This window comes from Pseudomonas sp. BN607, assembly GCF_029871175.1.
GTDB lineage: Bacteria > Pseudomonadota > Gammaproteobacteria > Pseudomonadales > Pseudomonadaceae > Aquipseudomonas.
The window spans coordinates 159794-182496 of record NZ_SSOE01000061.1; the positions used below are offsets into that span (position 1 = coordinate 159794).

The window sequence follows — 22703 nt, forward strand, 5'->3', positions numbered from 1 at the left end:
GGGGTGAATGCTCTTGGTCAGTTTTGGCACTGCCGATTAGCTTAACAAATACCTTGACCTCTCGAGGCCCCCCCCTACAAGGACCGCGTCAGCTGTTGGGGGTATACTCCCCATCCGTTTCATTGTTATCCGAGTAATCCGATGGGTCTTTCCGCAACTGCCACACCCGAACCGCGTCGCCTTGGCGCCCCTCTGATCGCCTTGGGCCTGCTGCTGGCCGGTGCCTGGTTCCTCAACCTCAATGCCGGCTTCAAGCAGGTCTTGCTGCTGCTGGTCGGCGCCGCGCTGGGCCTGACGCTGTACCACGCCGCCTTTGGCTTCACCTCGGCCTGGCGGGTGTTCATCAACGAACGCCGGGGGGCGGGCCTGCGTGCGCAAATGGTCATGCTGGCCCTGGCTGTGCTGCTGTTCTTCCCGGCGCTGTCGGCGGGCAGCCTGTTCGGCAATCCGGTCACCGGTCTGGTGGCCCCGGCAGGTGTTTCGGTAGTGTTCGGTGCGTTCATTTTCGGCATCGGCATGCAACTGGGAGGCGGTTGCGCATCGGGAACACTGTTCACCGTGGGCGGCGGTAATGCGCGCATGCTGGTGACCCTGTTGTTCTTCATCATCGGGTCGGTCACGGCCACCCACCATGCCGACTGGTGGTTCGCCTTGCCGTCGTTCCCGGCCACCTCGATCGTGCAAGCCTGGGGCGTAGCGCCGGCGCTGCTGGTGAGCCTGGCAGTGTTCGGGTTGATCGCCTGGGCCACGGTGGTGCTGGAAAAGCGCCGCCATGGCGGGCTTGAAGCGCCGGGCGCCAGCGAGCACCAAGGCCTGCGCCGCTTCCTGCGGGGCCCATGGCCGCTGCTGTGGGGCGCGGTCGCCCTGGCCTTGCTCAATTACGCAACGCTGGCGCTGGCAGGGCGGCCGTGGGGTATTACCTCGGCCTTCGCCTTGTGGGGTGCCAAAACCCTCAGCGGCCTGGGTGTGGATGTCGGTAGCTGGGTGTTCTGGCAGGCGCCGGCCAATGCCAAGGCATTGGCTTCGCCACTGTGGCAAGACATCACCACCGTCATGGACCTTGGCATCGTGCTGGGGGCGCTGCTGGCGGCGGGGCTGGCCGGGCGCTTTGCACCCAGCCTGAAAATCCCGCTGCCGTCGCTGGTGGCTGCGGTGATTGGCGGCCTGTTGCTGGGCTACGGCTCGCGCCTGGCCTATGGCTGCAACATCGGTGCGTACTTCAGCGGCATTGCCTCGGGCAGCGTGCACGGCTGGCTGTGGCTGGTGGCGGCGTACACGGGCAACCTGATCGGCGTGCGCTTGCGCCCGCTGTTCTTTGCCGGTGAACGCCGCCCGGCGGTGCTGAACGGCTGCTGAGACGGTATCGCAGCATGGCTGTGAAACTGCTGCAAGCGGTGCTGTTGCAGAGCGTTAACTTTCATTCGTAACACTATGAAAATAATACGTTATCGTTTTGCTACAGCATGCTGCACACACTGCTCGTAATACGTCTGCTTTATCGCCGCAGGTTTCAGCCTTGAACGGCTGTTGTAGGTTTGCTCGGTAATGCCGAATGCTGTCATGCGCATCCAAGGCTTGGGGAATTTACGCACCTGAAGCTTCTTGCGCGTGGCATACAAGGTTACCCCGGCTAGTTTGGCCTGTTGGGCTTCACCCGCTATCTGTGCGCCCCAGCTGCACGTGTGGCGATCATTCTGGCTTAGCGCCCGTGCCTGGGCGCCGAAGGCGAGCGTGGCCAGCAGGCAGCCGGCCATCGTTGCTAGAAGTACTCGCATGTTGCTGTCCTAAGCATCTGAAGGAGAACGAAGTTTGCCTTCGCTTTGACAGGCTGGGGGCCAGCAATTTGCCCTCAGATCGCGGCCATGCGCAGCGGGCTGACCGCTGGCCTGCGCAGGCTGGCCCAGGCCAGGCCGGCGACCCACAGTACCGCTACCCCATAGTTAAGGCGCTGGTACAGGCCGAACAGCTGCCCGCTTTGGGCCGCCTGGCCCATGAGCGCGACGGTGACGATGGCCAGGATCACGCAGGCGAGGGAAAACAGCGCCAGTGGCCGGCTGCCGGCGATACGGTTGCCCAGCCAGGCCCACAGGGCGCTAGCCAGTGTCAGCGAGAGGAACATCAGCAAGCCTGACAGGTTGTGCAGTTGCTGTGAGGTGGACGGCTGGGCCGGGGCGCAACCTTGGTCGCAAGAAAACCAGCCTGCGCCCAGGCTGCCAAGGCCATGCAGCAACACCAGGCCTGCGCTGAGCAACGCCAGCTTGGAACCCTGCCAGCGTCGCGCCAGGCCCCAGGCAAACAGGATGAACAACGCCGCGAGGGGGAAGTTGTTGACCCGTGGGGACCAGTCGTGAGTTGGCGAACCTACAGCGCCGAGCTGGCTCATCGCCTGTTGCAGGTGGTCGTAGCCCGGGTAGGCCTGGGCGGTGAGCCATACCCCCGCCAGCAGCCAGAGGGGAATCAGCAAGCCGCTGCCGAGCAACAGACGGTCGAGGGTTTTCATGCTGCGGTTTCCTTCCATGGATAGGTGAGCGTGAACCTGCACGGTACAGGCTTGCGCAGGCTCCAGGCCAGTATTTCCGCCGCTTTTTTCGGGGTACCCCGCGGGAAAACTGGGTGATAAATACCGCACCGGGTGTATGTGATCGTACAACCGCTTGCGCTATGATGAGCGCTGTCTTTCAAGGTGAAATACAGGGCAATGACAGAGCAGCAGGTACAGGCAAGGACCCGGCGCAAGCCGCGCAGTCTGGCCCAGGAACTGGTCACGGTGCTGACCGAGCGCATTCGCAGCGGCCAGCTCAAGCGCGGCGACAAGCTGCCGACCGAGTCGCAGATCATGGCCGAAGAGGGCGTCAGCCGCACAGTGGTGCGCGAGGCGATCTCGCGGCTGCAGGCCGCCGGGCAGGTCGAGACGCGTCATGGCATCGGCACATTCGTGCTGGATGCCCCGGCTACCGGGGGCTTTCGCATCGACCCGGCGACTGTGGTCACCCTGCGTGAAGTGCTCGCGGTGCTGGAATTGCGCATAGCCCTGGAAATCGAATCGGCTGGCCTGGCGGCACAACGGCGCAGCGATGAAGAGCTGGCCGGCATGCGTGCGGCGCTGGACGAGTTGAACGAAGGGGCAGCGCACGCCACCGATGCAGTGTCGGCGGACTTCCAGTTCCACCTGCGCATCGCCCAAGCCAGCGGCAACCATTATTTCGCCGACATCATCAACCACCTGGGTACCAGCATCATCCCGCGCACCCGGCTGAATTCGGCGCGGTTGGCGCATGATGACCAGGCGCATTACATGAGCCGCTTGAGGCATGAGCATGAAGCCATCTACGAAGCCATTGCCAGACGTGACAGCGAAGGGGCGAAGATGGCCATGCGCATGCACTTGAGCAACAGCCGCGAGCGCTTGCGCCAGGCGCATGAGGAGGCAGAGGCGCAAGGCGCCTGAAGCCCGGTACAGGCACATGAAAAAGCCCCGTTGATACGGGGCTTTTCTGTTTTCAAGTGGGGTGAATTCAGATCGCTTCGTCAGTCCACTGCCCATTCACCAACCGCCGCAGCCCCAGCGGGTTGCCGTCGCGCAGTGCCTCAGGCAGTAGCGCCTGAGGGTAGTTCTGGTAGCACACTGGGCGCAGGAAGCGGTCGATGGCCAGGGTGCCGACCGAGGTGCCACGCGCGTCGGAGGTGGCCGGGTAGGGGCCACCGTGGACCATGGCATCGCACACCTCGACACCGGTCGGGTAACCATTGATCAGGATCCGCCCGACTTTTTCTTCCAGCAGCGGCACCAGCCAGGCAAAGGTCTCAAGGTCCTCTGGCTCGCCGATCAGGGTAGCGGTCAGTTGGCCACGCAGGCCGAGCAGGGAGGCGCGCAACTGGTCGTTGTCCTGTGCTTCCACGGCCACTGTAGTGGGGCCGAAGACTTCTTCCTGCAGCAGCGGATCAGACTCGACCAGCAAACGGGCATCGGCCTTGAACAGCTGGGCACGGGCCTGGCTGCCTTCTTGTGCCTGGCCGGCCAAGTGGTCGATACCGGCATGGGCGTGCAGGTGCGCCAGGCCAGCGACGTAGCTGCGCAGGCCACCGGCGTTGAGCATGGTTTGCCCGGCCTGCTGGCCCAAGTGCTGGCCCAGGTCGGCCAGCAGCTGGCTGTACTGTGGCGATTGCAGGCCGATCACCAGGCCCGGGTTGGTGCAGAACTGCCCGGCCCCCATGCACACGGAGCCGGCCAACTCCTTGGCAATGGCTTCGCCACGCTTGGCCAGGGCGCCCGGCAGGATGATCACCGGGTTGATGCTGGACATTTCGGCGAACACCGGAATCGGCTGTGGGCGCTCGGCGGCCATGCGACACAGGGCATCGCCGCCCTTCAGCGAGCCGGTGAAGCCAACGGCCTGGATGGCCGGGTGTTTGACCAGCCACTCGCCCACACCGCCACCGAACACCATATTGAACACACCCTTGGGCATGCCGGTACGCTGCGCGGCACGCACGATGGCGCAGCCGACCAGGTCGGCGGTGGCCATGTGGCCGCTGTGGGCCTTGAACACCACAGGGCAACCGGCGGCCAGTGCTGCGGCCGTATCGCCGCCTGCGGTGGAGAAGGCCAGGGGGAAGTTGCTGGCACCGAACACCGCGACCGGGCCGACGCCAATGCGCATCTGGCGCAGGTCTACGCGTGGCAGCGGCTGGCGCTCGGGCAGGGCGAGGTCGATGCGTGCACCGAGGTAGTCGCCACGGCGCAACACCTGGGCGAACAGGCGCATCTGGCCGCTGGTGCGACCGCGCTCGCCCTGGATACGGGCGGCAGGCAGGGCGGTTTCGCGGCAGACGATGGCGACGAAGGCGTCGTCCAGTTCGTCGAGTTCAGCGGCGATGGCGTCGAGGAATTCGGCGCGACGGACCGGGGCCAGTTGACGGAATTCGGCGAAGGCGGCGGCAGCGGCCTTGGCGGCCTGGTCCACTTCATGTTCGGTGGCCTGGGCGAAGCTGTAAGGCAGGGCTTCGCCAGTGCTTGCGTCCAGGCTTTGCAGGCGCTGGGCGCCAGCGGCGCTGCGCTGGCCGGCGATAAAGTTGTGGCCGAGGATTTCAGGCATGGGGTGCTCCTGTAGAAGTCGCTTAAGGAAAAGGGCTATTCAGGCATCCTGACTCATCAGGTGATCGGCGCCGGGTTGAACAGCGTAATGTCGTTGTGCAGGCGGTGCTGTTCGGCCCAGGTCTGCTTGCGACCGCTGGCCACGTCCAGGTAGTAGTGGAACAGCTCCCAACCCAGTTCCTCGATGGACGAGCGGCCACTGGCGATGCGCCCGGCGTCGATGTCGATCAGGTCGGGCCAGCGCTGGGCCAGCTCGCTGCGGGTACACACCTTGACGACCGGTGCCATGGCCAGCCCATAGGGGGTGCCGCGGCCAGTGGTGAAGACGTGCAGGTTCATGCCGGCAGCCAGTTGCAGGGTGCCACAGACAAAATCGCTGGCAGGGGTGGCGCAGAAGATCAGGCCCTTGCGGTTGACGCGCTCGCCCGGGCCGAGTACGCCCTGAATGGCACCGCTGCCAGACTTGACGATCGAGCCCAGTGATTTTTCGACAATATTCGACAGGCCGCCTTTCTTGTTGCCCGGGGTGGTGTTGGCGCTGCGGTCAGCGGCGCCTTGCTGCAGGTAACGGTCGTACCAGTCCATCTCGCGTACCAGCGCGTCGGCGACGTCCTGGTTCTCGGCGCGCGAAGTCAGCATGTAGATGGCGTCGCGCACCTCGGTCACTTCCGAGAACAGTACGGTGGCGCCGGCACGGACCAACAGGTCGGCGGCATAGCCCAGCGCCGGGTTGGCGGTGATGCCCGAGAATGCGTCGCTGCCGCCACACTGCATGCCGAGGATCAGTTCGCTGGCCGGCACGCTGACGCGGCGGCGCTGGTCGAGCTTCTTCAGCCGGGTTTCGGCCAGTGCCATGATCTGCTCGATCATTTCCACGAAGCCCAGGCTGGCGTCCTGCAGGCGGTACAGCCACGGGTCGCTGAGGTCCACCGAAGGGTCGTTGTCGTGCATGACCTGCCCGGCCTGCAGTTTTTCGCAGCCCAGGCTGATGACCAGTGCTTCGCCGCCCAGGTTGGGGTTGCGCGCCAGATTGCGCACGGTGCGGATCGGGATATAGGCGTCGCGGGCGTTGATTGCCACGCCGCAGCCGTAGCTGTGGGTGATGGCCACCACGTCATCGACGTTGGGGTATTTGGGCAGCAGTTCGCTGCGGATGCGCTGGACCGCGTGCTCCAACACGCCGGTTACGCATTGCACGGTGGTGGTGATGCCAAGGATATTGCGCGTGCCGACAGTGCCGTCGGCGTTGCGGTAGCCTTCGAAGGTAAAGCCTTCCAGCGGCGGCAGTGGCGGTGGCACGGCATCGCAGCGCGGCAGGCTGTCCAGCTCCGGGGCAGCGGGCATGGCCAGCTGGCTTTCTTGCACCCAGCTGCCCTGGCGCAGGTCTTCCAGCGCATAACCGATGATTTGCCCGTAGCGGCGCACGGGCTCGCCCTTGGCGATGGCCACGGTGGCAACCTTGTGGCTTTGTGGCACGCCTTCGACCAGGGTCAAGCCGTCGGCGAAGCGGGCGCCTTCGCCCAGGCCGCCGTCGTTGACCACAACCACAACGTTATCGTCGTCGTGCAGGCGGACGTAGCGGGGCGAGTCGGAATGTTCGATCAACTGCATGTTTGGGCCCTACTTGTCAGGTTCTCAGGCTTTTTTGTACATCCGCCCGCACCGGACCAGCCGGCGCGGGCGTGTTCACTCAGTGACGCGAGCTGGCCAGTTCGCCGTTGGCAGCAGGCTCAGCCTGTGGCTTCGGGGCATCGTCGCGCAACTCGATACGCTTGATCGGGCCGACAATCACTAGGTAGCTGAACACGGCCACCAGGGCGTTGGCGCCTACATACACCAGGGCCCATTTGAACGAGCCGGTAGCGCTGATGATGTAGCCGATGACGATCGGCGTCGTGATCGAGGCGATATTGCCGAAGGTGTTGAACAGGCCGCCCGACAAACCGGCGATCTGCTTCGGCGAGGTGTCTGCCACTACCGCCCAGCCCAGCGCGCCGATGCCTTTGCCAAAGAAGGCCAGGGTCATGAAGCCGACCACCATCCACTCGGCGTCGACGTAGTTGCAGAACACCATGGTGGTCGACAACAGCAGGCCACAGACGATCGGCAGCTTGCGCGAGAAGGTCAGCGAGTTGCCACGGCGCAGCAGCCAGTCCGAGATCACCCCACCCAGCACGCCGCCGATAAAGCCGCATACCGCCGGCAGCGAGGCAATGAAGCCAGCTTTGAGGATGGTCATGCCCCGCTCCTGCACCAGGTACACCGGGAACCAGGTAAGGAAGAAGTAGGTGATGGCGTTGATGCAGTACTGGCCCAGGTACACGCCCAGCAGCATGCGGCTGGTCAGCAGTTGCTTGATGTAGCCCCATTTCGGGCCATCGTTGCCGCGCTTCTGGTCCATGTCGACCAGCCCGCCATTCTGCTCGATATGTTCGAGCTCATCCTGGCTGATGCGTGGATGTTGGCGCGGGTTGTAGATGGTCTTCAGCCATACCATCGAGAAGATGATGCCCAGTGCCCCCATCACCACGAACACGTGCTCCCAGCCGAAGCTGAACACGATCCAGCCCATGATCGGTGCGAACAGGGCGGTGGCAAAGTACTGCGCCGAGTTGAAGATGGCCGAGGCAGTGCCACGTTCCTGGGTTGGGAACCAGGCCGCGACGATACGGGCGTTGCCCGGGAACGACGGGGCTTCGGCGAAACCGACGAGGAAGCGCAGGGTGAACAGGGTCACCACCGCCCAGGCCACTGGCAGGCCGCCGACAAAACCCTGCAACAGGGTGAACAGCGACCAGGTGAAGATGCTGAAGGCGTAGACGTTCTTGGAACCGAAGCGGTCGAGCAGCCAGCCACCAGGAATCTGGCCAGCCACGTAAGCCCATCCGAAGGCGGAGAAGATATAACCGAGGGTTACGGCGTCAATGCCGAGGTCTTTTTGCAGGCTGGAGCCTGCGATTGCAATGGTAGCGCGGTCGGCATAGTTGATCGTGGTCACCAGGAACAGCATGAACAGGATCAGGTAGCGCACATGCGTCTTCTTAGTCGCTTGCATGCTGGTAATACTCCCACTAGTTATTTTTGTGCGGGCTCACGAATTGTAACCGGAGTGGGGCTAGCCCACTCCGGGCGCGGCATCTGGCAGGCCGCAGGCGGCTTACTGCGGGCCCATCTTGTCCATCAGCGCGGCGAGCATTTCGTACTCTTCGGCGGTGAGGTCGGTCAGCGGGGTACGTACCGGGCCGGCGTCGTAACCGGCAATTTTGGCGCCGGCCTTGACGATGCTCACGGCGTAGCCGGCCTTGCGGTTACGGATGTCCAGGTACGGCAGGAAGAAATCGTCGATCAGCTTGGCCACGGTGGCGTGGTCGTCGCGGGCGATGGCGTTGTAGAAGTCCATGGCAGTCTTCGGCACGAAGTTGAACACCGCCGAGGAATAGACCGGTACGCCCAGCGCCTTGTACGCGGCAGCATACACTTCGGCGGTCGGCAGGCCACCCAGGTAGCTGAAGCGATCGCCCATGCGGCGACGGATCGACACCATCAACTCGATATCACCCAGGCCGTCCTTGTAGCCGATAAGGTTGGGGCAACGCTCGGCCAGTTTTTCCAGCAGGTCGGCGTTCAGGCGGCAGACGTTGCGGTTGTAGACCACCACGCCGATCTTCACCGATTTGCACACGGCTTCAACGTGGGCGGCGACGCCGTCCTGGCTGGCTTCGGTCAGGTAGTGCGGCAGCAGCAGCAGGCCCTTGGCGCCCAGGCGCTCGGCTTCCTGCGCATATTCGATGGCTTGGCGGGTGGAACCACCGACACCGGCAAGGATCGGTACCGAGGTGGCGCAGGTGTCGACGGCAGTCTTGATCACCTGGCTGTATTCGCTGGCCGCCAGGGAGAAGAACTCACCGGTACCACCGGCGGCGAACAGGGCGCTGGCGCCGTACGGGGCAAGCCATTCCAGGCGCTTGATGTAACCGGCCTGGTTGAAGTCGCCCTGGGCTGTGAAGTCGGTGACCGGGAAAGACAGCAGGCCGTGGGAAAGGATGGATTTGAGTTCTTGAGGGTTCATTGTTGTTGGCATCCTGTGGCGCTTGGGTGAAGGTGTTGTTTTGCGTTGGAGGTAAGTTATCGTACAACCTCAAAGATGACTAGTCCCTTTTCGGAATTTTTTGTTTTGGTGTTCAGGTGTTCAGGTGTCGAGGTGTTCAGTTCGAGAATGGCGGTGGCGCGGATATCCAGCGCCGCCCGCGCGGCGCATCGCGAGCTGCGCTCGCTCCTACGTTTGTTTCGGGCCAGTTACGCCTGTGACAGGCGCGCGCGACCGCTTGGTTTGTACGACGCGATTTCGCGCCATGCGCCAAGGCGTACGCGCGCAAATCCCCCAGGAATGATTGGCCCGAAACAAACGTAGGAGCGAGCGCAGCTCGCGATGCGCCGCGCGGGCGGCGCGCGATCTCACCGGCGCAGCAGATATGACGACAACCACATGGGAGTCATCGTATCTCTTGAGGTGGGGAGAAAAAACGATCGCGGAGACAGGCACAAGCCTACCGCCCGATTCCACGGGAAGCGTTCTGGGACCAGCAGAGGGTGACCGGGGAAACGGGGGCGACCTTGCGCCGCCCCGCGATCAAAGCAGAGGAAACTGAAGGTCAGGCTGCGCGCTTGATCTGCGCCTTGCGTACCTGGGCCCGGCAGGCATCACCGAACGCCTGGAAAATCTTGATCGAATCAGGGTTCTTCGCCGCTTGCCACTCCGGGTGCCACTGCACGGCGAACAGGAACGGCGAGATGCTCGGGGCATGAATGGCTTCGACCAGGCCGTCTTCGGCGTGGGCGATGGCCTCAATGCCAGCGCCGAGCTTGTGCAGGCCCTGGCCATGCAGCGAGTTGACGCGGATCTCGTCAGTACCCAGGGTGTCACGAAGCCAGCTGCCCGGCTTGATCTTCACGCTGTGTACCTGGGCGTACTGCACCTCGACTGGGTCTTCGGGGTTTTCCCGGTGGTCGTTGAAGCCAGGCTCTGCGTACACCTTCTGGTAGATGTCGCCACCCAGCGCCACGTTGATTTCCTGCATGCCACGGCAGATGCCGAAGATGGGCAGGCCACGCTTGAGCGCTGCCTTGACCAGCGGAATATCGAACAGGTCGCGATTCTGGTCCTGGCCTTTACCGGGGGTCTGGTTTTCCTGGCCGTACAGGGCCGGGTCGATGTTGCTGCCAGCGCCGGTCAGGTACACGCCGTCGGCCATGTCCAGGTAGGTGTCGAGGTCTTCGGTGCCGCAGCAGGTTGGGACCAGCACCGGGACGCAATCGGAGAATTCGACCAGCGGGGTAATGTATTTGTGGGTCATGACCTGATAGTCATGGCCTTTGCGCTCTTGGCTGCCCATGGTCATCAGGACGACGGGTTTGCGCAGGGAAGGTTGCTTGTTGCCAATGTTGCTGTTGGACATATGTCACCTTGGGACAGGTTCAGCCTGTCGTTGTTGTGCAGGCGCACGGCGCGGGGCTCTGAGTGCTGCCTGTAGCCCCGAGCACTGCCGGCTCGTCGTGGTGACGATTCCGGTCGGGGCCTGTAGATAGCTTGCCAGAGCCGTTCGATATGTCAAACGACGGACGCGGGCTTTACCGCAGGGGAGGCGCCGGTTTTCGGGGGCTGAAACCGATGCGGGCCTGTCGTGGCGTGGGTTTGGCGGGGGGTAAGGTCAATAATATTTAACGATGCAGTTGGGTCTTTGCAGCCGTGCAATGTTTAGGTCGCTTGAAGTCACCTCGGCCCTTGTGGGGCCGGGGTGACAGGCCTTCGATCAGTGCAGTATCTGCGCCAGAAACCCCTTGGCCCGCTCGGTGCGCGGCTGGTTGAAGAACACCTGCGGCGGGCTGTCCTCGATGATCTGCCCGCCCTCGAGGAACAGCACCCGCTCGGCCACCTGCCTGGCGAAGCCCATTTCATGGGTCACGCAAAGCATGGTCATGCCGGTGCCGGCCAGTTGCACGAGCACATCCAGCACCTCTGCCACCATCTCCGGGTCCAGCGCCGAAGTCGGTTCGTCGAACAGCATGATCCGCGGTTTCATGCACAGCGCCCGGGCAATCGCCACGCGCTGCTGCTGCCCGCCAGACAACTGGCTGGGGTACTTGTGCGCCTGGCTTTCGATGCCGACTTTGCTCAGGTACATGCGCGCCCGTTCCTCGGCGTCCTTGCGCGATAGCCCGCGCACGCTGGTAGGCGCCAGCAGGCAGTTGTCGAGTACGCTCATGTGCGGGAACAGGTTGAAATGCTGGAACACCATGCCGATGTCGCTGCGCACCTGCGCTGCCTCCCGGCCGGTGGACGCGAGGTCGATGCCGTCTACCTGGATGCTGCCCTGCTGGGCCACTTCGAGGCGGTTGATGCAGCGGATCAGTGTCGACTTGCCCGAGCCCGACGGCCCGCACAGCACGATGCGTTCGCCTTCGCGCACCTGCAAGTCGATGTCACGCAGCACGTGGAACGCCCCGTAGTGCTTGTTCAGGCCTTCGATGCGGATCAGCACCTGGCGCGGGTCGGGTTCGGGGGCAAGGTTGGCAAGGCTCAAGGGTGCGGTCATCTTGTTGTTCTCCCGCGTGGGTTCAGTCGAAACGGGTCGCGCTGTACGGCGCGGGGTCGGTGAAGGGGCGCTCGCCGGTGACCAGCTCGGCCAGCAGGCGGCCGCTGACCGGGCCCAGGGTGAGGCCGTGGTGGGCGTGGCCGAAGTTGAACCACAGCCCCGGGTGGCGCGGCGCCGGGCCGATCACCGGGCGCATGTCGGGCAGGCAGGGGCGGCGCCCCAGCCACGGTGTGTCATCCAGGCGTTCGCCCAGGGCCGGGAATAACTTGCGCGCCAGGGCCTCACAGCGCCCCAGCTGAATCTCATTGCCAGGCGCACTGGCGGCGTCGAACTCGATGCCGGTGGTCAGGCGCACACCGCGCGCCATCGGCGCCAGCACGTAGCCACCCTGGGTATCGCAGATCGAGTGCTCCAGCTGCGCGCCATCACGGGTGCCGTAGTGCATGTGGTAGCCACGTTTGATCGCCAGCGGGATCTGGTAGCCCAGGCCGCTGAACACGTCGGCCGACTGCGGGCCAAGGCAGGCTACCACCTCGTCGGCGATGATCGGGCCGCGGCGGCTGTCGATCTGCCATTTGTCGCCTGCCTGGCGCAGGCTGCGCGCATCGCCATGCAGGAACTCCCCGCCGCGTTGCTTGAACAGCGCGGCATAGCCACGGGTGAGGGCGCCGGGGTCGTTCACGGTCTTCGGGTCGAGCCAGTGGATGCCGCCGACCACGGTGGCGTCCAGTTGGTGCTCGCGGGCTTGCAACTGGGCGCATTCGAGAATTTCAAACTGCAGGCCATAACGGCTCAGGCCCTTGGCATCGGCCTTGGCTTGCTCGAACAACGCCGGGTCGCGGAATACCTCGATCCAGCCTTTGGCGTGCACCAGGCCCTCAAGGCCGGCAGCTGCAATCAGCGCATCGTGTTCTTCAACGCAGCGTTGCACGAGCGGCAGCATGTCGGCGGCAGCCCCCGCCAAACGCCCGGGGGCGGACTGGCGCCAGTAGCGCCACAGCCACGGTGCGGCCTTGGGCAGGTGCATCAGGCTGTAGCGCACATCGGGCTGGCGGTTCAGGCCGTAGCGCAGCAGCGCACCCAGTTGCCGTGGGAACGCATAGGGAATGACGCTGGAGCGTTCGATCAGCCCGGCGTTGCCGTGGCTGGTGCCGCTGCCCGGTTCGTCGCGGTCGATCAGGATCACCTGGCGCCCGCGGGCCTGCAAGTGCAGGGCGGTGCTGACGCCGACGATGCCGGCGCCGAGGACAAGGGTCTGGCAATGCATGGAACGTATCCTTCGGTCAGTTCAGGTGGCGGCCCAGGCGGGCTTCCAAGTGTTTCAGCAGGCGCCGCACCAGTTCGACGATCACCAGGTAGAGCACGGCAGCCCACAGGTAGATCTGGAAGTCGAAGCTGCGCGAGAAGGCCAGTTTGGTCACGCCCATGAGGTCGTAGATGGTCACCAGCGAAGCAATCGCGCTGGCCTTGATCATCAGGATCAGTTCGTTGCCCAGCGGGCCGATCGCCACCAGCAGCGACTGCGGCAAGATCACCTTGAAGAAGGTGGTCGAGCGCTTGAGGTTCAGTGCGCGTGCAGCCTCATGCTGGCCAGGGGCGACGGCCATCAGGCTGCCGCGGAAGATCTCGGCCTGGTAGGCGGCTGTGTTCAGGGTGAATGCCAGCAAGGTGCAGAACCACGCCTCGCGGAAGAACCACCACAGGCCGACGTCTTGCCAGAAGCCCTTGAGCGAGCCCAGGCCGTAGTACAGCAGGAACAGCTGGGCCAGCAGTGGCGAGCCACGGAAGAAGTACACATAGCCTGCGGCCATGCGCTGCAGCAGCAGGCTGCGCGACATGCGCGCCAGGGCCAGCAGCAGGCCGAGCACGGCGCCCAGGCTGAAGGAAATGGCCACCAGCTTGGCGGTCACCAGCAGGCCGTCGAGGAAGCGCGGGCCATAGCGCTCCAGCAAGTCGGGGTCGAGCACCAGTGCCAGCAGTTGATCAAGGCTCATGCGCGTGCTCCTTGCAGGTGGCGGTTGCTGCGCCTTTCGATGAAGGCGAACACCCGCCCGGACAGTGCCGCGAACAGCAGGTAGCCCAGGCAGGCGACGCCATAGAAGAACATCGGCTCCTTGGTCACGCTCACCGCCAGGTTGGTCTGGCGCATCAGGTCGACCAGCGAGATGGTCGACACCAGCGAGGTGTCCTTGAGCAGCGACAGCCAGTTGTTTGACAAGCCGGGCAGGGCGATGCGGGTCAGTTGTGGCAGCACCACCTTGAAGAACCCGGTGCGCTTGCTCAGGCCAAGCGCCGAGCAGGCTTCCAGCTGGCCCTTGGGCAGGGTCTTGAAGGCGGCCAGCCAGATCTCGCTGGAAAACGCAGCGAACACCAGGCTGAAAGCGATCATGGCGGCGAGGAAGGTGTTGATGATGAACTCACCTTGGTAGCCCATGGCAGCGAGGATCTTCTGCGCGCCAATCTGGCAGCCGTAATAGATGATCAGCAGCGTCAGCAGCTCGGGCAGGCCGCGGAACACGGTAGAAAAGGTGGTGGCCCAGGCCCGTGGCAGGCGTTTGCGTGAGCGCGCCGCCAGCGCGACTACCAGGCCCAGGGGCAGGCCGATGGGCAGGCAGGCCAGGGCCAGGGAAACGGTAACCAGCGCACCGGCCAGCAACGCCTGGCCCCAGCCTCCGCTGGCGAAAGACAGCAAGGACAATTGATCGAGCATGACGAACCTCTTGGGCAGGTTATGCGGCCTTGTGGGGGCGGCCTTGCGTCGCGAAAGGGCTGCGCAAGGCCGCTCCTACAGGGAGTTCGCACAACTTCCTGAAGATCAGTTGTAGATATCGAAAGCGAAGTACTTGCTGGCGATCTTCTGATACGTACCGTTGGCCACGATCTGTTGCAGCGCGGTATTCAGGCGCTGGCGCAAGGCTTCGTCGTCCTTGCGCACAGCGATAGCGGCATCGGCCTTGGTGTCGGCCACGTCGCCAAGGATCTTGCAGCAATCCCCGCCGTTCTTGCTCATCCACTCGTGCAACGGGAATTTGTCGGCAATCACGCCGTCCAGGCGGCCTGCCGCCAGGTCTGCGTTGGCTTCGTCCATGGTCGGGTACAGTTTCACGTCGGCACCGGCCTTGCCATAAACGTCTTCGGCGTAGATGGCCTGGGTCGACGATGACTGCGCACCGACGGTGTAGCCGACAAAGTCGGTCTGGGCGCTGTCGATCTTGCTGTCCTTGGCGACCGCCACGGTCAGTGGCGTGCGGTAGTAGTGGTCGGTGAAGGCGATCTTCTTGCGTCGCTCTTGGGTGTCGATCATCGACGCCACCACCGCATCGTACTTGCGCGCCATCAGGGCGGGGATGATGCCTTCCCAGTCCTGGGCCACCAGCGTGCATTCGACTTTCATCTGCTCGCACAGGGCATGGGTGATGTCGATATCGAAGCCATGCAGCTTGTTATCGGCGTCTACATAGTTGAAGGGCGGGTAGGCACCCTCGGTGGCGAACCGCAGGGTTTCAGCGCTGGCGGCACCCGCCAGCAGCAGGGCGCACGCACCCACCAAGGCCATGGACTTGTTCATCTCGCACCTCATTGCACTCTTGCTATTGTTGTTTTCCCGCCGACCACGAGGTGTAGCCGACGAATGCGTTATGTAGAGCGGCAGTTGCTTCCAAGCGTTTTTCAACATCCGGTCCGAGCTTCTTGCAGACCTCGTTGACCATCAGGTGCACCCACGACAGCATCGCCGAGGTGGATTCCCAGAACAGATTGAACTCGGTGGGGATACGGAACACCTCGTCGGCGTTGGCATCGGCCCAGTCGCAAAAGGTGTCGGTCACCAGGGTGACCGCAATGCCAGCCTCGCGCGCCTTCTGGCACAGCAGCAAGGCGTGGCGCGAATAGCGGCGCGCCTCGAACACCACCAGGGCGCTGTCTTCGGCGCGGCCTAGCAGCACTTCGCCGAAGTGGCCGGCGCCAAGGTCGACCAGTTGCACGCCGTCGCGCAGGTATTGCAGCAAGTGGCTCATGCACATGGCGACGCCACGCTCGGTCTGGAAGCCGGCGACGAATACCCGCGGTTTGCTCGCCAGGCGTTGCGCCACACTGTGCCAGGCCGGGCTCTGGCGGTACTCGTGTACGCGTACCAAGGCGGCGATTTCCAGCTCCAGGCTGCCGCCGTTGTCGCTGGCGTCCTGGCTCTGGCGGTAATCCTGCAAGCGGTCACCCACCAGCCACGGGCCATCGCCCAGGTCGTTCTGCAGGTCTTGCTTAAGTGCCTTGAGATGGGCATAACCCAATGAGCGGCAGAAGCGCCCGACACTGGATTCGCTGACGCCTAGCTTGGCGGCGATGCTGGCCGACGTCTGGAACGGCAACTCGTGCAGGTTGGCGAGCATGTAGGTGGCGATCTTGCGGCCTGAGGCAGCAGCCCCTTCGAGGCTGTTTTCCAGGCGTTGCTTGATCGGTTGGCTCATGCTGCGGCTCCAGAGGGTAAGGCTTGGGAAGAAAATGAATGTTTTCTGTCATCAAGTCAACATTTGACAGATTGCTGTCACATGCAGGAAAGTTTTTGTCGTTGCAACGCTGTAGCCATTCCAAAATCAACAAGGAGCTTCAGATGTCCGCACCGTCCACCAGCACCGTCGTGCGCGTGCCTTTTACCGAGCTGCAGGATCTGTTGCAGGCCATTTTCCAGCGCCACGGCTGCAGCGACAGCGTGGCCCAGGTGCTGGCCTATAACTGCGCCAGCGCCCAGCGCGATGGCGCCCACAGCCATGGGGTGTTCCGCATGCCTGGCTATGTCTCCACGCTGAACAGTGGCTGGGTCAATGGCCAGGCCCGGCCGAAGGTGAGTGACATAGCTGCCGGCTATGTCAGCGTCGATGCCGCCGGCGGCTTTGCCCAACCGGCGCTGGCAGCGGCCCGCGGCCTCCTGGTGGCCAAGGCGCGTAATGCGGGCATTGCCGTACTGGCGATTCACAATTCGCACCACTTTGCCGCGCTGTGGCCAGATGTGGAGCCGTTTGCCGAAGAGGGCTTGGTGGCCCTGAGTGTGGTCAACAGCATGACGTGCGTGGTGCCACATGGCGCGCGCAAGCCACTGTTCGGTACCAACCCCATCGCCTTTGCGGCACCTTGTGCCGAACATGACCCGATCGTCTTCGACATGGCCACCAGCGCCATGGCACACGGCGATGTGCAGATTGCCGCGCGTGCGGGCCAGCAGTTGCCTGAGGGCATGGGCGTGGACGCCAATGGCGAGCCCACCACCGAGCCGAAGGCGATTCTCGAAGGCGGCGCCTTGCTGCCATTTGGCGAGCATAAGGGCTCGGCACTGTCGATGATGGTCGAGCTGCTGGCAGCGGCACTGACCGGCGGTAATTTCTCCTGGGAGTTCGATTGGTCCGGGCACCCGGGGGCAAAAACACCATGGACGGGGCAGTTGATCATTGTCATCGATCCGGGCAAGGCCGAAGGCGAGCGGTTTGCCCAGCGCAGTCGCGAGCTGGTCGAGCAGATGCAGGCTGCGGGGCTGACGCGGATGCCGGGCGAGCGGCGGTATCGTGAGCGTGAGGTGGCCGAGGAAGAGGGCGTGGCGGTGACCGAGCAAGAGTTGCAGGGCCTGAAAGAGTTGCTGGGCTGATCCGCTGTGGGAGCGGGCTTGCCCCGCGAACACCGGCAAGGCCGGTGCCATGCACCGCGCGCTTCCCTTCGCGGGACAAGCCCGCTCCCACAATGACCAGTGTTCTCTGCGTGACAGCGCAGCAATTTCCCAGTCATGCAATGTTGCATAGACAACCTTGCACATTAGTGGATGTTCCTGAGCCCGCACTCCGGGTATGCTCAGGGCTGACTTTTCGTACTGTCCTGATCCAAGGAGCTGCACGCTGTGTTCAAACATGTCGATGCCTATGCCGGCGACCCGATCCTCTCGTTGATGGAAACCTTCAAGGCCGACCCGCGCGCCGACAAGGTCAACCTGAGCATCGGCCTGTACTACGATGAGGCCGGCGTGGTGCCGCAGCTGGCGGCTGTGGATGCGGTGGAAAAACGCATCGCCGGCCAGGACCACGAAGCCTCCCTGTACCTGCCGATGGAAGGCCTGGCCAGCTACCGCCAGGCGATCCAGGCGCTGCTGTTCGGTGCCGATCACCCCGCCGTGACCGGCGGCCGCGTAGCCACCGTGCAGACCGTGGGCGGCTCCGGCGCACTGAAAGTCGGTGCCGACTTCCTCAAGCGCTACTTCCCGCAGTCGGAAGTCTGGGTCAGCAACCCGACCTGGGACAACCACCGTGCCATCTTCGAGGGTGCCGGGTTCAAGGTGCACACCTACCCGTACTTCGACCAGGCCACCCGCGGTGTGGACTTCGACGGCATGCTGGCCACCCTGCAGTCCCTGCCGGCCAACAGCGTGGTGCTGCTGCACCCGTGCTGCCACAACCCCACCGGTGCCGACCTGGATCAACATCAGTGGCAGCAAGTGGTCGAAGTGGTCAAGGCGCGCCAGCTGATCCCGTTCCTGGACATTGCCTACCAAGGCTTCGCCGAAGGCCTGGTGGAGGACGCCTACGCCATCCGCGAAATGGCCCGCGCTGGCGTGCCCTGCCTGGTCAGCAACTCGTTCTCGAAAATTTTCTCGCTGTACGGCGAACGGGTTGGCGGCCTGTCGGTGGTCTGCGACGACGAGGCCACTGCCCAAAGCGTGCTTGGCCAGCTGAAGGCTACCGTGCGCCGCAACTACTCCAGCCCGCCCAACTTCGGTGCACAGCTGGTAGCTGGCGTACTCAGCGATGCCGGCCTGAATGCCCAGTGGGCCGAAGAAGTCGAAGTGATGCGCAAGCGTATCCTCGACATGCGCCAGGCGCTGGTCGATGCCTTGGCCGTGCTGCTGCCAGGCAAGGACTTCCAGTTCTTCCTGCGCCAGCGCGGCATGTTCAGCTACACCGGCTTCAGCGTCGAGCAGGTGCGCCGCCTGCGTGACGAGTTCGGCGTGTACCTGATCGACAGCGGCCGTGTGTGCATGTCCGGCCTGCGCCCGGCCAACCTGCAACGGGTTGCCGAAGCGTTCGCTGCCGTTCAGAAGTAACTCGCCAAGGGGCCAGCTGCGGCCCCTCCTGTGGGGCGCGGTTGGACTTTGTGGGAGCGGCCTTGCGTCGCGAAAGGGGGCGGAGCGCCCCCACGATTGTAGCTTTGCCGCTGACATTGCTGGGGCCGCTTTGCGGCCCTATCGCGACGCAAGGCCGCTCCCACAGGCCGCCCCCACAGGCCCGCAGGCCGCTACATTCCATCGAACGACTCCAGCCATGCCTTCCACTTGTAAAGACAAGTGCAACCGCTCCTCGGAAAAGGGCTTCGCAAGTGCAACCTTTCCGTGCACAATCGCGCCCCTCTTTTCCGGTTGAGTTGGGCGAAAGGTCTATTTCGCCATTCTCAGCCTGTTGCAGTCTTGCGAGTGGAGCTTCACCCGGAATGAATGAGCAGGCCCCAAGCGTTGAACAACGCTTTGCAGAATCGACCCCCGCCGCCCTCGGCACTTGGGCGCGTCACGACACCACCTGGATGCTGGGCCTGTTCGGCACAGCCATCGGCGCCGGGACACTGTTCCTGCCGATCAACGCCGGCCTTGGCGGCTTCTGGCCGCTGCTGATCCTGGCCGTGCTGGCCTTCCCGATGACCTATTTCGCCCATCGCGGGCTGACCCGTTTCGTCCTTTCCGGGCGTGATGGCGGCGACATCACCGAAGTGGTCAAGGAGCATTTCGGCAGTCACGCCGGTGCCTCGATCACCGTGCTGTACTTCTTCGCCATCTTCCCGATCCTGCTGATCTACAGCGTGGCGCTGACCAACACCGTGTCCAGCTTCATGGAACACCAGCTGCACATGCAGCCGCCACCACGGGCAATCCTGTCATTCGTGCTGATCCTCGGCCTGCTGGCCATCGTGCGCTGCGGGGAGCAGGCCACGGTCAAGGTCATGAGCCTGCTGGTCTACCCGTTCATCGTCGCCCTGGCGTTGCTGGGCCTGTACCTGGTGCCGCACTGGACCGGTGGCATTCTCGACAGCGCCACTCAGGTGCCGCCGGCCTCGGCCTTCCTGCACACCCTGTGGCTGGCCATTCCGGTGATGGTGTTTTCATTCAACCATTCGCCGATCATCTCGGCCTTTGCCGTCGACCAGAAGCGCCGTTACGGTGAACACGCCGATGAGCGCAGCGGCCAGATCCTGCGTCGTGCCCACCTGCTGATGGTGGTGATGGTGCTGTTCTTCGTGTTCAGCTGCGTGCTCACCCTGAGCAGCGCCCAGCTGGCCGAAGCCAAGGCGCAGAACCTGTCGATCCTGTCGTACCTGGCCAACCATTTCAGCAACCCGACCATCGCGTTCGCTGCGCCGCTGATCGCCTTCGTGGCTATCGCCAAGTCGTTCCTCGGCCACTACATCGGCGCCAGCGAAGGCCTGAAGGGCATCATCGCCAAGACCGGTGCGCGCCCAGGCGCCAAGGCCCTGGACCGCGTGGTTGCCGCACTGATGCTGGTGGTGTGCTGGATAGTCGCCACCCTCAACCCGAGCATTCTCGGCATGATCGAGTCGCTCGGCGGCCCGATTCTCGCGGTGCTGTTGTTCCTGATGCCGATGTATGCCATCCGCCGGGTGCCATCGATGCGCAAGTACAGCGGTGCGGCCTCCAACGTGTTCGTTGTGGTGGTGGGCCTTGTTGCGCTGACTTCGGTGGTGTACGGCCTTGTAAGCTGATTCACCGTTTCATTCAAGAATGCCCGGGTCGCTTGTCGCCACCCGGGCATTTTTTTGCCTCATCAAGGTTTCAGCAGCGTTGCATTGCATCGTCCTTGGTGCACGCAAGCAGCCACCCTCCGCACAGGCTGGCCATCACGAACAGCACAGCCAGGCCCGCCGGCAGCGCGCTTTCGAAGCCTGTGACCAGACTGCTCGTCAAACCGCCGCCAGCAAACAGCAGTGTCGTATTGAGCGACGCTGCCGCACCTGCCTGACGCGGATAGCGCGCCAAAGCCTGGGTCGTTGCAGCGGGGCGTACCAGGGTTGTGCCGGTGGTACAGACAATCATCGGCAGTAGAACCCCTAGCACAGATAAACCTGCCACCCATTCCCACGTCAAAAGGGTAATGCCGGCAGTACTTATAAGCAGCAGGCCTGCTTTTATTTGAGCTTGCGTGCTTACGCGACTGTTCAGGTAGGTCGCAGCCATGCCGCCAGCGATGTAGGCCAACCCATAGCCGATAAGTACAATAGAAATTGATAAGTCGTGAGCTCCAGCCTATCCATCAGCAGCAATGGCGCTATGACGATGAAGGAAAAATGGCAGGCAAAGGCGAGGCTGGACAGTATGGAGTGCGCGAGATAGTTGGTGTCTCGCAGCATCACCCGATAACTGGATATACTTGGCGCCCGGTCATGCGACGCAGGTGTGTCATGAAGCAGCACACACGATAAAAGTGAAACGATTACAGCGATTACCACGAATACCGTAAAGCTTGCCTTCCAGCCAAAAGACTGTTGAAGAAAAGCGCCTGCCAGCGGTGACAGGGAGATGAACAACCCACTAGCGCTTGTTAACAGGATGCGCATGGCATTGCGTTGCGTACCGCTGTAGAGGTCCTGCACAAGCGCCTGGCCTAGCACGAGGCTGCCGCAACCCAGGGCCTGCACCAGACGAAAGACCATGAACGTTTCATAGCGGGTTGAAAATACGCAACCGAGCGCCCCCGCAATGGATACGCCCAATCCGGCAAGCAGCAAACGCTTGCGCCCGATGCGATCTGAAAGAGGGCCAATCACTATTTGCGCCATGGCGACACCAATAGCGAAAGCACTCACCGAATACGCTATTTGCTTGGGGTCGACCCGAAATGTGTCTGCGAGCGCTGGGAATGATGGCAGGATCACATCTAACGGAAATACGCCTAAAAGACACATCAGAATTAGCAACACAGAATTCAAATGGCATTGTAGGGAAGCCGGATGGCGGCTCATACGACTAATCCCGCCGACGGCCGAGTTTTGAAAAGCAAAAAATAGGACCTTTTCATTTCATCTAGGTATCCCCAATTAAGTGTTGTTTTTGCCGCGCACCTGATGGTAGCGTCATCTTGAAGATGCACAAGGTGAACTTGTTGGCGAAAGTTCCGATAGGGCTGTAGGAATCTTTACTTCAAGAGTGATGGCAGGCTTGTACAGCCCTGAGCAATTAGATATCCCGCGTTGTAGCGGGCCCATACCTGGAGCTCTGGACAGGCGCTCGCGAACTGAAAAGTAACAGGGGCGTGACGGCTGATTGCGGCATGGTTTGTCCACAAAAATAGTCCGGAATTGGAACAATTTCACATCCCCCCATAGGCACCCGGCCGCCTTCATGCTTAACTCAGTGTCCTTTTCAAACCCCGCATAAGGATTTCGTCATGGCTCAAGTGACTCTCAAAGGCAACCCGGTCCAGGTCAACGGCAACCTGCCACAGGCCGGCGCCCAGGCACCGGCTTTCTCCCTGGTAGGTGAAGGCCTGGCTGAAAAGTCGCTGAAAGACTACGCCGGCAAGCGCAAGGTGCTGAACATTTTCCCAAGCGTGGACACCCCGACCTGCGCCACCTCGGTGCGCAAGTTCAACGCCCAGGCCAACGAAGTGGGCAATACCGTGGTGCTGTGCATCTCGGCTGACCTGCCGTTCGCCCAGGCACGCTTCTGCGGCGCCGAAGGCCTGGAAAACGTGAAGAACCTGTCGACCCTGCGTGGCCGCGAGTTCCTCGAAAACTACGGCGTAGCCATCGCCGACGGCCCGCTGGCCGGCCTGGCCGCCCGTGCCGTGGTGGTGCTGGACGAGAACGACAAGGTGCTGCACAGCGAGCTGGTTGGCGAAATTGCCGATGAGCCGAACTACGACGCCGCGCTGGCTGTACTGAAGTAAGGGTTGTGGGGGGCAGGGCGGGCACTTGTTGCCTGTTCCGGCGTTGGCGCGGGCTTGCCTGCTTCAAGGCCGGTAAGGCCTATGGAAACCTTT

19 protein-coding genes and 1 pseudogene are annotated in these 22703 nt (G+C 63.1%); 6 read left to right on the forward strand and 14 right to left on the reverse strand.

All coding sequences use genetic code 11. From position 1 onward, the window contains the following. The first annotated feature begins 141 nt into the window (after positions 1 to 141). The gene (locus tag E8E68_RS18645; protein ID WP_280343634.1) at positions 142 to 1356 is read left to right on the forward strand and encodes a YeeE/YedE family protein; all 1215 of its coding nucleotides are present in this window, start codon (positions 142 to 144) and stop codon (positions 1354 to 1356) included. Positions 1357 to 1445: 89 nt separating this feature from the next. Here the strand turns inward: E8E68_RS18645 and E8E68_RS18650 are convergent, their stop codons facing one another. Then, complete coding sequence (locus E8E68_RS18650; protein ID WP_266030147.1) at positions 1446 to 1775, reverse strand: hypothetical protein; 330 nt, start codon at positions 1773 to 1775, stop codon at positions 1446 to 1448. Between the two features lie 74 nt (positions 1776 to 1849). After that, positions 1850 to 2500, reverse strand: coding sequence for a DUF998 domain-containing protein (locus E8E68_RS18655; protein WP_266030148.1), 651 nt, complete (start codon positions 2498 to 2500; stop codon positions 1850 to 1852). Between the two features lie 198 nt (positions 2501 to 2698). Between E8E68_RS18655 and E8E68_RS18660 the strand changes: the two genes are divergently transcribed. Further along, positions 2699 to 3448: a FadR/GntR family transcriptional regulator gene (locus tag E8E68_RS18660; RefSeq protein ID WP_110744154.1), complete on the forward strand. Its 750-nt coding sequence runs from the start codon at positions 2699 to 2701 to the stop codon at positions 3446 to 3448. 67 nt (positions 3449 to 3515) lie between these two features. On the opposite strand, the gene E8E68_RS18665 is transcribed toward E8E68_RS18660, so the two are convergent. From E8E68_RS18665 to E8E68_RS18715, 11 genes are all read right to left on the reverse strand, one after another. Beyond that, entirely contained in the window at positions 3516 to 5096 is a 1581-nt protein-coding gene (locus tag E8E68_RS18665; protein WP_280343638.1) for an aldehyde dehydrogenase (NADP(+)), read from the reverse strand. Positions 5097 to 5152: 56 nt separating this feature from the next. Further along, on the reverse strand, positions 5153 to 6706 hold the full coding sequence (gene garD, locus E8E68_RS18670) for a galactarate dehydratase (protein WP_266030150.1): 1554 nt from the start codon (positions 6704 to 6706) through the stop codon (positions 5153 to 5155). 79 nt (positions 6707 to 6785) lie between these two features. Next, a complete protein-coding gene (locus tag E8E68_RS18675; RefSeq protein ID WP_266030152.1) occupies positions 6786 to 8150 on the reverse strand; it encodes an MFS transporter in 1365 nt (454 codons plus the stop codon). Between the two features lie 102 nt (positions 8151 to 8252). After that, a complete protein-coding gene (gene kdgD / locus E8E68_RS18680; RefSeq protein ID WP_110744150.1) occupies positions 8253 to 9164 on the reverse strand; it encodes a 5-dehydro-4-deoxyglucarate dehydratase in 912 nt (303 codons plus the stop codon). Positions 9165 to 9747: 583 nt separating this feature from the next. Next, a complete protein-coding gene (locus E8E68_RS18685; RefSeq protein ID WP_110744149.1) occupies positions 9748 to 10551 on the reverse strand; it encodes a type 1 glutamine amidotransferase in 804 nt (267 codons plus the stop codon). Positions 10552 to 10905: 354 nt separating this feature from the next. Next, positions 10906 to 11688 (reverse strand): amino acid ABC transporter ATP-binding protein, encoded by a 783-nt coding sequence (locus E8E68_RS18690; RefSeq protein ID WP_280343643.1) that lies wholly within the window; start codon positions 11686 to 11688, stop codon positions 10906 to 10908. 22 nt (positions 11689 to 11710) lie between these two features. Continuing rightward, positions 11711 to 12955 (reverse strand): FAD-binding oxidoreductase, encoded by a 1245-nt coding sequence (locus E8E68_RS18695; protein WP_280343645.1) that lies wholly within the window; start codon positions 12953 to 12955, stop codon positions 11711 to 11713. 16 nt (positions 12956 to 12971) lie between these two features. Further along, positions 12972 to 13682, reverse strand: coding sequence for an ABC transporter permease subunit (locus E8E68_RS18700; RefSeq protein WP_110744146.1), 711 nt, complete (start codon positions 13680 to 13682; stop codon positions 12972 to 12974). Next, positions 13679 to 14398: an ABC transporter permease subunit gene (locus E8E68_RS18705; RefSeq protein WP_280343648.1), complete on the reverse strand. Its 720-nt coding sequence runs from the start codon at positions 14396 to 14398 to the stop codon at positions 13679 to 13681. Before E8E68_RS18705 ends, E8E68_RS18700 begins: the two co-directional genes overlap by 4 nt. Before the next feature lie 105 nt (positions 14399 to 14503). Further along, positions 14504 to 15256 carry a transporter substrate-binding domain-containing protein gene (locus E8E68_RS18710; RefSeq protein ID WP_110744144.1) on the reverse strand — a complete coding sequence of 251 codons (753 nt, stop codon included), beginning with the start codon at positions 15254 to 15256 and terminating at the stop codon, positions 14504 to 14506. Positions 15257 to 15278: 22 nt separating this feature from the next. Continuing rightward, positions 15279 to 16151 carry a MurR/RpiR family transcriptional regulator gene (locus E8E68_RS18715; RefSeq protein ID WP_110744143.1) on the reverse strand — a complete coding sequence of 291 codons (873 nt, stop codon included), beginning with the start codon at positions 16149 to 16151 and terminating at the stop codon, positions 15279 to 15281. A 143-nt stretch (positions 16152 to 16294) separates the two neighbouring features. Between E8E68_RS18715 and E8E68_RS18720 the strand changes: the two genes are divergently transcribed. The 3 genes from E8E68_RS18720 (at position 16295) to E8E68_RS18730 (ending at position 20427) form a co-directional block, all read left to right on the forward strand. Then, complete coding sequence (locus tag E8E68_RS18720; RefSeq protein ID WP_266030159.1) at positions 16295 to 17320, forward strand: Ldh family oxidoreductase; 1026 nt, start codon at positions 16295 to 16297, stop codon at positions 17318 to 17320. A 246-nt stretch (positions 17321 to 17566) separates the two neighbouring features. Continuing rightward, a complete protein-coding gene (locus E8E68_RS18725) occupies positions 17567 to 18763 on the forward strand; it encodes an amino acid aminotransferase (protein ID WP_266030160.1) in 1197 nt (398 codons plus the stop codon). 383 nt (positions 18764 to 19146) lie between these two features. Beyond that, a complete protein-coding gene (locus E8E68_RS18730; RefSeq protein ID WP_280343654.1) occupies positions 19147 to 20427 on the forward strand; it encodes a serine/threonine transporter in 1281 nt (426 codons plus the stop codon). A 70-nt stretch (positions 20428 to 20497) separates the two neighbouring features. On the opposite strand, the pseudogene E8E68_RS18735 reads toward E8E68_RS18730, so the two are convergent. Further along, positions 20498 to 21684 (reverse strand): annotated as a pseudogene (locus E8E68_RS18735) (MFS transporter). Between the two features lie 425 nt (positions 21685 to 22109). On the opposite strand from E8E68_RS18735, the gene tpx reads away from it, so the two are divergent. Then, positions 22110 to 22610 (forward strand): thiol peroxidase, encoded by a 501-nt coding sequence (gene tpx / locus E8E68_RS18740; protein ID WP_280343657.1) that lies wholly within the window; start codon positions 22110 to 22112, stop codon positions 22608 to 22610. Positions 22611 to 22703: the final 93 nt, after the last annotated feature.